General features: G+C 61.5%; 8 protein-coding genes and 1 tRNA gene. 5 read left to right on the top strand and 4 right to left on the bottom strand.

Annotation, left to right across the window (positions count from 1 at the left end):
- Positions 1–258 precede the first annotated feature (258 nt).
- From GNZ13_RS34800 to GNZ13_RS34785, 4 genes are all read right to left on the bottom strand, one after another.
- Positions 259–333, bottom strand: a tRNA-Val gene (locus tag GNZ13_RS34800).
- A 48-nt stretch (positions 334–381) separates the two neighbouring features.
- Positions 382–1116 (bottom strand): DNA polymerase III subunit epsilon, encoded by a 735-nt coding sequence (dnaQ, locus tag GNZ13_RS34795; RefSeq protein ID WP_172172997.1) that lies wholly within the window; start codon positions 1114–1116, stop codon positions 382–384.
- 104 nt (positions 1117–1220) lie between these two features.
- A complete protein-coding gene (rnhA, locus tag GNZ13_RS34790; RefSeq protein WP_172172995.1) occupies positions 1221–1667 on the bottom strand; it encodes a ribonuclease HI in 447 nt (148 codons plus the stop codon).
- Complete coding sequence (locus GNZ13_RS34785) at positions 1664–2527, bottom strand: class I SAM-dependent methyltransferase (RefSeq protein ID WP_172172993.1); 864 nt, start codon at positions 2525–2527, stop codon at positions 1664–1666. Before GNZ13_RS34785 ends, rnhA begins: the two co-directional genes overlap by 4 nt.
- Before the next feature lie 19 nt (positions 2528–2546).
- Between GNZ13_RS34785 and gloB the strand changes: the two genes are divergently transcribed.
- From gloB to carB, 5 genes are all read left to right on the top strand, one after another.
- On the top strand, positions 2547–3338 hold the full coding sequence (gene gloB, locus GNZ13_RS34780; protein WP_172172991.1) for a hydroxyacylglutathione hydrolase: 792 nt from the start codon (positions 2547–2549) through the stop codon (positions 3336–3338).
- 157 nt (positions 3339–3495) lie between these two features.
- On the top strand, positions 3496–5199 hold the full coding sequence (locus GNZ13_RS34775) for a transglycosylase SLT domain-containing protein (RefSeq protein WP_172172989.1): 1704 nt from the start codon (positions 3496–3498) through the stop codon (positions 5197–5199).
- Between the two features lie 200 nt (positions 5200–5399).
- Positions 5400–6641 (top strand): MFS transporter, encoded by a 1242-nt coding sequence (locus GNZ13_RS34770; protein WP_172172987.1) that lies wholly within the window; start codon positions 5400–5402, stop codon positions 6639–6641.
- Positions 6642–7069: 428 nt separating this feature from the next.
- Entirely contained in the window at positions 7070–8224 is a 1155-nt protein-coding gene (gene carA / locus GNZ13_RS34765; RefSeq protein WP_172172985.1) for a glutamine-hydrolyzing carbamoyl-phosphate synthase small subunit, read from the top strand.
- A 164-nt stretch (positions 8225–8388) separates the two neighbouring features.
- Positions 8389–11643 carry a carbamoyl-phosphate synthase large subunit gene (gene carB / locus GNZ13_RS34760; RefSeq protein ID WP_172172983.1) on the top strand — a complete coding sequence of 1085 codons (3255 nt, stop codon included), beginning with the start codon at positions 8389–8391 and terminating at the stop codon, positions 11641–11643.
- Positions 11644–11779: the final 136 nt, after the last annotated feature.

The following is an 11779-nucleotide window of genomic DNA, read 5'->3' as shown; positions in this document are numbered from 1 at the left end:
GACGCCTCCCCGTAGTCGAATGAGGTGAAGAAAGTAGACGGGGCGATTGCCCGAAAACTGACTATATCAGCAGTATTTGGCGACCGCAATCGTACGAAGGTTCGGTGTTGACTTCGAAGCAGGGTAGGTGCATGTGCGCATCAACGCGCGCACATGTGATCAACCCGCCGTGTGCATGCAAAACGGAAGCAAAAACAAAAAAGCCCTCGACTTACGTTCGAGGGCTTTCTCTTGCGGTTCTTCGGAAACCCGCGAATCTGGTGGGTGGTACAGGGATTGAACCTGTGACCCCTGCCGTGTGAAGGCAGTGCTCTACCGCTGAGCTAACCACCCGAAGAGAGCCGAATTATGTCAGGGATTTTTCCACTCGTCTAGTGTTTTTTAAGCAGTTTGCTCATCCGCGGCCGGCGTGGGATCGAGGCGCCACACGCTCGTGCCTTTGACCGCTTTGTCGAGACCGTCGAGCACGGCCTGATGTTCGGCGACTTCGTCGTCGCTCGCGGCAATCACGACCAGATTCAGCGAGTCGATCGCGATGCGCGGCGCGTGCGCGTCTCCGCCACCGTGCGAATCGCCGAGCATGTCGATGACAAGGCTTTCCTGGCCACGTGTCATCGCCAGATACACCTCGGCGAGCAGTTCCGAATCGAGCAGTGCGCCGTGCAGGGTGCGGTGCGCGTTGCTGATGCCGAAGCGGTCGCACAGCGCGTCGAGTGAATTGCGCTTGCCCGGGAACATCTGCTTGGCGCGTGCCAATGTATCGATGATCTCGCCGCAGTAGGCTTTCACCGGCGGCAAACCCAGCAGCGCAAATTCGGCATCGAGGAAGCCGATGTCGAACGGCGCGTTGTGAATGATCAGGTCTGCGTCCTGAATGAAGTCGCGAATCTGATCGGCAAGCTCGGCGAACTTCGGTTTGTCGCTCAGGAACTCGGTGGTCAGCCCGTGAACGGCCAGTGCGCCCGGATCGCTGTCGCGTTCCGGGTTGATGTAGAAATGCAGGTTGTTGCCCGTGAGCCGGCGGTTCACCATTTCGACGCAACCGAGTTCAAGTATCCGGTCGCCGGTTCGTGCATTCAGGCCGGTGGTTTCGGTATCGAGGATGAGTTGACGCATGTCGGATTAGCCTGCTCGAAAAAAATCAGCAAAAAAGAAGGGCGCGCGCGTCGGCGTCGCTGCGGGCTTCAAAGCCCGCTTCAAAACCCGCTTCACAGCATGCATCACATTTCTGCGAGTGATGCGACGCCGCGATTGGCCAGTTGATCCGCGCGTTCGTTTTCCGGGTGGCCGTTGTGACCACGCACCCAGCGCCATTCAATTTCGTGCTGGGCGACGAGCGCATCGAGCCGCTTCCAGAGATCGGCGTTCTTCACCGGCTGCTTCGCGGCGGTGATCCAGCCTTTTTTCTTCCAGCCGTGAATCCATTCGCTGATGCCTTTCTGCACGTACTGCGAGTCGGTGTGCACGACAGCCTTGCAGGGGCGCTTGAGTGCCTCGAGCGCGGCGATCACGCCCATCAATTCCATGCGGTTGTTGGTGGTGTTCGGTTCACCGCCGAACAGTTCTTTTTCCTGGTCGCCGAAGCGCAGCAGCGCGCCCCAGCCGCCCGGGCCTGGGTTGCCCTTGCAGGCGCCGTCGGTGTAAATATCGATGATGTCGGAAGTCATTGAGTGTGGTTGCGTGTGTTCGGTGTGGCGGCGGGCGCGAGGCCCGCGGCGAGGACAGGTTTCTTCACTTTCAGCGGGCCGACGAGGCGCATGCCGCGCACGCGCTTGATCGCCTTGATCATGTAGGTGGCGCCGAAAATCGGCCACCAGCGGTCGCCGGCGGCTTCCATGAAACCATAGCGGGACAGCCATTGATCGCTGCCGAGCGGCGGACGATAGCAGCCGAAGCGCCCGCGTTCAAGGTCGAAACCCAGTAGTTTGATCCAGTCTTTCAAACGCGTGAAGGCGATCAGGTCGACTGCCGCGGGCACGAACGGCCGGCCGGTCATCTTGCCGACCGATTGGCGCGCGCCCCACAGCGACAGCGAATTGAAGCCGAGAATGATCAGTTGGCCTTCGGGCATCAGCACTCGCTCGGCTTCACGCAAGAGCCGGTGCGGGTCGCTCGTGAATTCCAGCGTATGCGGCATCACGATCAGGTCGACGCTTTGTGCTTCGAACGGCAAATCGAGCAGGTCGCACCACACAGCGCTACGCCCGGACGGCGCCGACAAACCCGCGGGCAGACCTTGCACGGCGCTGTTACCCACACCATTCCCCAAGCCATTTCCGGCACGCCCCGGACCGCGCGGAAAAGTGTAGGGCGCGCTCGCGCCGCTCGCTGCGTCGAGCACGAGTCCGCGGCACGGCATGCGGTTTTCGCGCAAGGCGTCGAGCTGCGGCAGGCCGAGTTGCAGCGCATGGTAACCGAACACGTCGGACACCACGCGATCGAGCTGGGTCTGTTCCCACTCGAGCACGTAGCGCCCGGGCGGCGAATCGGTCCAGGCGGGCCAGTCTATAATTGCTCGATCAGTCATATCAGAGAATGCGTCACCTATGAATGCGCTCGAGTACGTACCGGTCCCGGCGTTTGAAGACAATTACATCTGGGTCGTTTCCGACGGGCATCATGCGGTGGTCGTCGATCCGGGTGAGGCCGCCCCCGTGCGCGCCTATCTGGCGAAACGAGGTTGGCGGTTGAGCGCTATTTTACTCACGCACCATCACCAAGACCATGTCGGTGGGGTGGCCGATCTGCTGAACGGCCAGGCCGTGCCCGTGTACGGTCCCGCCGGTGAAGCGATCCAGCACCTCACGCATCGTCTCGAAAACGGCGATCACGTGACAATTGCGGCGCCCGCACTCGAATTCAATGTACTCGACGTACCCGGTCACACGAGCGGTCATATTGCTTATTTTCAGGCGGCCGACCCGCGCGGCACGCCGCACGTGTTTTGTGGCGACACGCTGTTCGCGTGCGGCTGCGGCCGGTTGTTCGAAGGTACGCCCACGCAGATGCTGGCGTCGCTGGATTCGCTTGCCGCACTTCCAGGTCCGACCGAGGTGCACTGCGCGCACGAATACACGTTGTCGAACATCCGCTTCGCGCTCGCTTGCGAGCCGGGCAATGCTGAACTGCAAGCCTGGCGTGACAAGGCGAGCGAATTGCGCGCGCGGCATGTGCCGACGCTGCCCACCACCATTGCCCACGAACGCGCCGTGAACCCATTTTTGCGCGCCGGTAACCCGGCGATTCAAGTAAGCTTGCAAGAGCAGTTGCACGAAAAAGTGCCCGATCGTTTAACGGCATTTACGCTGATGCGCGAATGGAAAAACCGCTTTCGTTGACCCGACCGGCATCAGGGTATTCCTCACGCGAAGAATCGCAAAAATTCGCCAAGCCCTAGATTTACTTGAATTTTTTCGTCATTTTCCGATTGACGTAAACGTTGCCGTTTCGTACTATCGGCTGCAAATTCCAGCCCTTGTGGAAGCCGAGACGTTCATGCGATTTATCTTTAGTGCGTTGTTGGTCCTGACACTCGCCGCTTGTGCGAGTCAGGGACCGGCGACGAATAGCCCCACCACCGCAACAAACCCCGCCAGTCAGCAAGCCGTAGCCGACGCCCTTCGCAAGACAGCCACCGCCAAAGAGACGATCAATGTCGACCAGGGTTCGGTCACTCAGCTGACGAGCGCGGACGCCGATCTTTGGGGTCGTATTCGCCGTGGTTTTCAAATGCCGGATCTGCAAACCGACCTCGTCGACATGCAGGTCAACTGGTATGCGCAGCGCCCGGACTACGTGCAGCGCATGACCGAGCGCTCGCAGAAATATCTGTACCACATCGTCGAAGAACTTGAAGCGCGCCATATGCCGACCGAGCTCGCCTTGCTGCCGTTCATCGAATCCGCGTACAGCCCGCAGGCATTGTCGGTGGCGAAGGCGGCCGGCATGTGGCAGTTCATGCCGGGCACGGGCCGCACCTACAACCTCAAGCAGAACATGTGGCAGGACGAGCGCCGCGACGTGCTGGCCTCGACCAGCGCCGCGCTCGACTATCTGTCGCGTCTGCATGACATGTTCGGCGACTGGCAGCTGGCGCTCGCCGCCTACAACTGGGGCGAGGGCAACGTGCAGCGTGCGATCGCTCGCAACGAGGCGGCGGGGCTGCCTACCGACTACCTCAGCCTGCGCATGCCGAACGAGACGCGCAACTATGTGCCCAAGCTGCAGGCGGTGAAGAACATCGTAATGAACCCGCAGATGTACGGGCTCACGCTGCCGTCGATTCCGAACCACCCGTATTTCGTGACGGTTACGACCTCGCACGACATCGACGTGGACACGGCGGCGAAACTCGCGAATCTCTCCCCGGATGAATTCCGCTCGCTGAACCCGTCGTTCAGAAAGCCCGTAATTCTCGGCGCCACCCAGCCGCAGATTCTGCTGCCGTTCGACAACGCGAGCGCGTTCGAGCGCAATCTGAAGACGTACTCCGGTTCGCTGTCGTCGTGGACCACGTACACGGTCACCGAACGTGCCGCACCGGCGGCGATCGCGCAAAAGATCGGTGTCGACGCCGACACGCTGATGGAAGTGAACAAGATTCCCGTCGGCATGCGCCTGAAGCCGGGCTCGACGATCGTGGTGCCGCGTGCTTCGGACGACGACGAAGACATCAGTGCCGACGTCGCCGAAAGCGCGGTGCTGGCCATAGAGCCGGATGTCCCCGACACGCGCAAGATGCTGATTCGCGTGCGCCGCAATCAATCGATGGCCGCCATTGCGGTGCGGTACGGCGTCTCAATCGGTCAGTTGAAGGCGTGGAATCGCACGCATCGCGATCAGGTTTCGCGTGGCCAGGTGATCGTGCTGCACGTGCCGGTTGGTAAGGCAATGCCGAGCGAACCGGGTCCGGAGCGCATCGCGACCGACGTGCAGGGCGGCGGCGTCGAGAAGATCGGCACCCGCGTCGCAGACATAAAGAGCGATTCGCGCTACGATAAGAAGAAGGGTCGTGGCCACTCCGCCGTGGTGAAGGTGTCTGAGCCGGTGGGTAAAGTGGGTAGCGCCAGCAAGCCGACAACGTCCGGCGCCAGCAAGGGCAAGGTGACGAAGGTGTCGGCTTCCACGTCCAGCAAGGCGTCGAAGGCCGCGGCAGATAGCCGCCAAACGACCGCGGCCAACGCGAAGAAGGGTAAGTAGACCAAAAGCGGCTCCCACGGTAGTGACCACATGCGTTGCGGGGGCAGCGCGTGGATTGCGCTCCGATCACGCACCGTGTTATTCCGACGCCGTCACCTGTGGTGACGGCGTTTTTCATTCTGCAGATCAATTCAGGCGAAGTTCGCGCATTTCATTTATCTTTCTTGCTTAGGCCAAAGTCGGCCGCTCTTTCAAAGCTCATGTCGTCGACCCAGTTGCGCGTTTTTCTCCTGTTTTCCGCCGGTTACTTCGTTTCTTATGCGTTTCGCGGCGTCAATCTCGGCTTTGCACCCTTCATCACGCACGACCTCGGCTTGTCGGCCACTGATCTCGGCTTGCTGACCAGTCTGTATTTCCTCGGCTTCGCGGGCGCGCAGATTCCGGCCGGCGTGTTGCTCGACCACTTCGGCGCGCGTCGGGTGACGGCGGTCACCTTGCTATTTGCCGCGCTGGGAATCTGGGTGTTCGGCGCCGCGCACAGCGTCGGCATGATGATGGTTGGGCGCTTGCTGATTGGCGTCGGTGTGTCCGTGTGCCTCGGCGCTGCCTTCAAGGCGCTGGCGCAGCATTTCGCGTCGGCGCGGCTACCGCTGATGAACGGGCTGGTCATGGCGATCGGCGGTTTCGGCGGCGTGATGGTCGGCTCGCCGCTCACGTGGGTACTGAGCTTCGCAAGTTGGCGTTCGGTCTGTATCGGTCTGGGTCTGATGACGGTGCTGGTGGCGGTGGCGCAGTGGACTCTCGCGCCGGACACCAAAGAAACCCATCACCAGGCGAGTCTCGGCGGCCAGTTCAAAGGCACTTTGCACATCCTGAGGAGCGCGGCATTCTGGAAAATCGCTTCATTTTCGGTCCTGACGCAAGGTGTGTTCTACGCGATGCAATCACTGTGGGTCGGCGCCTGGTTGCGCGACGTGCAGGGCTTCGCGCCGCGTGAAGCCGCCGCGCTGGTGTCGATTCTCGGCTTCGCGATGATGGCTGGCTGCGTGGGCTTCGGCGCAGCGGCGCGCAGCCTCGAGCGGCGCGGTGTCTCGCTGTACGTGTTTTGCGGCATCGGCATGGCGCTGTTCGTCGTCACCCAACTGCTGATCATGTTCAACGTGCCGCTGCCTGCGAGCCTGCTGTGGGCGGCCTACGGGATCTTCGGCGGTACCGGGATTCTCAGTTATGCGGTCATGGCGCGGCATTTCCCGGCGCAGATGATCGGCCGGGTGAATACCACGCTGACGCTGATCATCTTTCTGCTGATTTTCGGCTTCCAGATCGGCGTCGGCGCCGTGCTGTCGCGCTGGCCGGCCAGTGGCGGACATTATCCGGCGGCCGCGCATCTCACCGCCTGGGGCATTCTGGTGGCGCTGCAAGTGTTGAGCGCGATCTGGTACATATTGCCCGGCCGCGCGCGGCTTCAGCCGGTGCACGTGCGCGCCGAACAGCAGGTTTAAGGCTGCCGCGCACGATTCGCGGGGTGGCGTCATATTTACCGCTCCTATCCTGATTCTGGCCCGCGCAAATTTTGTCCAATGGCTTCCGGGCCATGCGCAGCAGGGCCTCGATCCGTTTGGGAACGTGCTTTGCTACGCTGACTCCCTATCTCGGATTTGGAGAGAAGGGTGGTTTCAAGCTATAATTCCAAGGTTTGAGCTTATCAACCCGCACCCTAGCGCCTACCTCTCCCATACCGTTCATCCGCCGCGCGCTTTTGACGCCCCGCACCCCAGCCGATCCGTCCACACAATGGACCCATCGCGCCCCTTGCGACGTCACCAGCAGTACGCGAGTGAGTCTGCGCGCGCATCCTGTCGGTGCGTTTCGCTGCGGCTCGCAGTCGGATAGACAGGTCGGCAACAGGGTGTTCCCCAAGGAGTCTCCCGTGTTGCCGTCATTTTCTCCCGCTCTGCTCGCGCTCGCCGACGGCACGGTCTTTCGTGGTTACTCGATCGGCGCCCCCGGGCATACGATCGGCGAAGTCGTGTTCAACACCGCTATCACCGGCTATCAGGAAATCCTGACCGACCCGAGCTACGCGCGCCAGATCGTGACCCTCACGTATCCGCATATCGGTAACGTCGGCGTGAATGCCGAAGACGTCGAAGCCACGAAAGTCCATGCCGCCGGCCTGATCATCCGCGATCTGCCGGTTCTCGCGTCGAACTTCCGCATGGAGCGCACGCTCCCGCAATACCTGAAAGACGAAGGCGTGGTCGCCATCGCCGGTCTCGACACCCGTATGCTGACGCGTGTTTTGCGCGACAAGGGCGCGCAAAACGGCGCCATTCTGGCTGGTTCGGATGACGAAGCGAAGGCAATCGAACTCGCGCGCTCGTTCCCGGGTTTGTCGGGCATGGACCTCGCGAAGGTCGTGTCGACGAAGGAAACCTACGAATGGACCCAGACCGAATGGCGTCTGGGTTCCGGCTACGGTACGCAGAACGCGCCGAAGTACCGCGTGGTCGCGTTCGATTACGGCGTGAAGTACAACATCCTGCGCATGCTGGCCGAGCGCGGCTGCCACGTCACGGTGTTGCCGGCAGAAGCCTCCGCGGCTGACGCGCTGGCGCTCAACCCGGACGGCATCTTCCTGTCGAATGGCCCCGGCGATCCGGAGCCGTGCGATTACGCGATTCGCGCCACCAAGGAGCTGATCGAGCGCGGCATCCCGACCTTCGGCATCTGCCTCGGCCACCAGATCATGGGCCTCGCCGTCGGCGCCAAGACCATGAAGATGAAGACGGGTCACCATGGCGCGAATCATCCGGTGAAGGATCTGGACGACGGCCGCGTGGTCATCACGTCGCAGAACCACGGTTTCGCGGTCGATGCGGACACGCTGCCGGCCAATGCCAAGGTCACGCACATCTCGCTGTTCGACGGCACGCTGCAAGGCTTCGCGCTGACCGACAAGCCGGCGTTCTGCTTCCAGGGCCACCCGGAAGCATCGCCCGGTCCGCACGACATCGCTTATCTGTTCGATCGCTTCACCGCGTTGATGGACACGAAGAAGGCCGGCAAGACCGCAGCGGCATAAATAGCTTGTAAAGCAGCTTGTGAAGCGCCCCGGCGGCGCGCGGCTCGCAACGCGATAGGCGCATTTGGCGCGAAGCAAGGCGAGCCGCACAAAACAGAGCGCGCGCAACGGTGAAACGACGCGCGCCGACGGAAAGAATTCAGGAATACATTAGCGAGAGCGTTATGCCCAAGCGGACAGACATCAAGAGCATCCTCATCATCGGCGCGGGTCCGATCATCATCGGCCAGGCGTGCGAGTTCGATTACTCGGGCGCGCAGGCATGCAAGGCGCTGCGTGAGGAAGGCTACAAGGTCATTCTCGTCAACAGCAATCCGGCGACGATCATGACCGACCCTAACACGGCCGACGTGACCTACATCGAGCCGATCACGTGGGAAGTGGTGGAGCGCATCATCGCCAAGGAGCGCCCGGATGCGATCCTGCCGACGATGGGTGGCCAGACCGCGCTGAACTGCGCGCTGGATCTCCACGCACACGGCGTGCTGGACAAGTACAAGGTCGAGCTGATCGGCGCGTCGCCGGAAGCGATCGACAAGGCGGAAGACCGCCAGAAGTTCAAAGACGCGATGACCAAGATCGGCCTCGGTTCGGCCAAGTCGGGCACCGCGCATTCGATGGAAGAAGCGCTGCAGGTGCAGGCTGACATCGCTACGCAAACGGGTAGCGGTGGCTATCCGGTCGTGATCCGTCCGTCGTTCACGCTGGGTGGTTCGGGCGGCGGTATCGCATACAACCGCGACGAATTCGAAGAGATCTGCAAGCGCGGTCTCGACCTGTCGCCCACGCGCGAACTGCTGATCGAAGAATCGCTGCTCGGCTGGAAAGAGTACGAGATGGAAGTGGTCCGCGATAAAAAGGACAACTGCATCATCGTTTGCTCGATCGAAAACCTGGACCCGATGGGCATCCACACCGGCGACTCGATTACCGTCGCGCCGGCGCAAACGCTCACGGACAAGGAATACCAGATCCTGCGTAACGCATCGCTCGCCGTGCTGCGTGAGATCGGCGTGGACACGGGCGGTTCGAACGTGCAGTTCTCGATCAATCCGAAAGATGGCCGGATGATCGTGATCGAAATGAACCCGCGTGTATCGCGTTCGTCGGCACTGGCTTCGAAGGCTACCGGCTTCCCGATCGCGAAGGTCGCGGCAAAACTGGCAGTCGGCTACACGCTGGACGAATTGAAGAACGAAATCACCGGCGGCCAGACCCCGGCTTCGTTCGAACCGACGATCGACTACGTCGTCACCAAGATCCCGCGTTTCGCATTCGAGAAATTCCGCGAAGCCGATGCGCGCCTGACCACGCAGATGAAGTCGGTCGGCGAAGTGATGGCCATTGGCCGCACCTTCCAGGAATCGTTCCAGAAGGCGCTGCGCGGTCTGGAAGTGGGTGTGGACGGTCTGGACGAAAAGACCAACAACCGCGACGAGATCATCCGTGAGATCGGCGAAGCCGGTCCGGATCGCATCTGGTACGTCGGCGACGCGTTCCGTGTCGGCATGACGGCCGAAGAGATCTTTGAAGAGACCTCGATCGACCCGTGGTTCCTCGCGCAGATCGAACAGATCATCCTGAAGGAAAAGGCGTTGGCCGGCCGTACGCTGGCAAGCCTGTCGAAGGAAGAGCTCAAGTATGTGAAGCAAAGCGGCTTCTCGGACCGCCGTTTGGCCAAGCTGCTCGGCGCGAAGCCGGCAGACGTGCGCCAGCGTCGTATCGAGTTGAACGTGCGCCCGGTCTACAAGCGCGTCGACACGTGCGCGGCCGAGTTCGCCACGAAAACCGCCTACATGTACTCGACCTACGAGGAAGAGTGCGAAGCGAACCCCACGAACAACAAGAAGATCATGGTGCTGGGCGGCGGCCCGAACCGGATCGGCCAGGGTATCGAGTTCGACTACTGCTGCGTGCATGCCGCGCTCGCCATGCGCGAAGACGGCTATGAAACGATCATGGTCAACTGCAACCCTGAAACCGTTTCGACCGACTACGACACGTCCGATCGTCTGTACTTCGAATCGCTGACGCTCGAAGACGTGCTCGAAATCGTCGACAAGGAAAAGCCGGTTGGCGTGATCGTGCAATACGGCGGTCAGACGCCGCTGAAGCTCGCGCTCGATCTCGAAGCGAACGGTGTGCCGATCGTCGGCACGTCGCCGGACATGATCGACGCCGCGGAAGACCGCGAGCGTTTCCAGAAGCTGCTGCAGGACCTCGGCCTGCGCCAGCCGCCGAACCGTACCGCGCGTGCTGAAGACGAAGCGCTGAAGCTTGCCGAGGAAATCGGCTATCCGCTGGTGGTGCGTCCGTCGTACGTGCTGGGCGGCCGCGCAATGGAAATCGTCCACGAGCCGCGCGACCTCGAGCGCTACATGCGCGAGGCCGTGAAGGTGTCGAACGATTCACCGGTGCTGCTCGACCGCTTCCTGAACGACGCGATCGAATGCGACGTGGATTGCATCTCCGATGGCGAAGCCGTGTTCATCGGCGGCGTGATGGAGCACATCGAACAGGCGGGCGTTCACTCGGGCGACTCGGCTTGCTCGCTGCCGCCGTACTCGTTGTCGAAGGAAACCATTGCCGAGCTGAAGCGCCAGACCGGCGCAATGGCCAAGGCACTGAACGTGGTCGGCCTGATGAATGTGCAGTTCGCGATCCAGCAGGTGCCGCAGGCTGATGGCTCGAAAGAAGACGTCATCTACGTGCTGGAAGTGAACCCGCGCGCATCGCGCACGGTGCCGTACGTGTCGAAGGCGACCAGCCTGCCGCTCGCGAAGATCGCAGCGCGCGCGATGGTCGGCCAGAAGCTCGCCGATCAGGGCGTGACGAAGGAAATCGATCCGCCGTACTTCAGCGTGAAGGAAGCCGTGTTCCCGTTCGTCAAGTTCCCGGCAGTCGATCCGGTGCTCGGACCGGAAATGCGTTCGACCGGTGAGGTGATGGGTGTGGGTCAGACGTTCGGCGAAGCGCTGTTCAAGTCGCAGCTCGCGGCGGGTTCGCGTCTGCCGGAGTCGGGCACGGTGCTGCTGACCGTGATGGACGCCGACAAGCCGAAGGCCGTCGAAGTGGCGCGCATGCTGCACGAACTCGGCTATCCGATCGTCGCGACCAAGGGCACGGCTGCCGCGATCGAAGCGGCCGGCGTGCCGGTCAAGGTCGTCAACAAGGTGAAGGACGGTCGACCGCACATCGTCGACATGATCAAGAACGGTGAAATCGCGCTGGTCTTCACGACCGTCGACGAAACCCGTGCTGCGATTGCCGACTCGCGTTCGATCCGCATGAGCGCCCAGGCGAACAAGGTCACGTACTACACGACGATGTCCGGCGCGCGGGCCGCGGTTGAAGGTTTGCGCTATTTGAAGAACCTGGAAGTCTATGATTTACAAGGTCTTCACGCTCGCCTAAACTAAGGCTTCGAATACCTGTCCAAGATGTAAGTGCCGCGGTTAAGCGGCGTTTCGCAGGTGCTGTGGCCCGGTTTTTCCTCGGTGCTTCGGCCCTCGCGAAATGCACTTAACCGCGGTGATTTTTTTTACGGCTGTTTTT

Origin of the sequence: Paraburkholderia elongata, assembly GCF_013177735.1 — a bacterium.
GTDB classification, from domain to species: Bacteria; Pseudomonadota; Gammaproteobacteria; order Burkholderiales; family Burkholderiaceae; genus Paraburkholderia; species Paraburkholderia elongata.
Note: the sequence above shows the minus strand (reverse complement) of the source record. Positions and strands in the feature narration are given on the sequence as shown.

Excerpts from the sequence above, each read along its gene's own strand:
- dnaQ (WP_172172997.1), bottom strand. The coding sequence starts at position 1,116 with ATGCGTCAACTCATCCTCGATACCGAAACCACCGGCCTGAATGCACGA.
- rnhA (WP_172172995.1), bottom strand. The coding sequence starts at position 1,667 with ATGACTTCCGACATCATCGATATTTACACCGACGGCGCCTGCAAGGGC.
- GNZ13_RS34785 (WP_172172993.1), bottom strand. The coding sequence starts at position 2,527 with ATGACTGATCGAGCAATTATAGACTGGCCCGCCTGGACCGATTCGCCG.
- gloB (WP_172172991.1), top strand. The coding sequence starts at position 2,547 with ATGAATGCGCTCGAGTACGTACCGGTCCCGGCGTTTGAAGACAATTAC.
- GNZ13_RS34775 (WP_172172989.1), top strand. The coding sequence starts at position 3,496 with ATGCGATTTATCTTTAGTGCGTTGTTGGTCCTGACACTCGCCGCTTGT.
- GNZ13_RS34770 (WP_172172987.1), top strand. The coding sequence starts at position 5,400 with ATGTCGTCGACCCAGTTGCGCGTTTTTCTCCTGTTTTCCGCCGGTTAC.
- carB (WP_172172983.1), top strand. The coding sequence starts at position 8,389 with ATGCCCAAGCGGACAGACATCAAGAGCATCCTCATCATCGGCGCGGGT.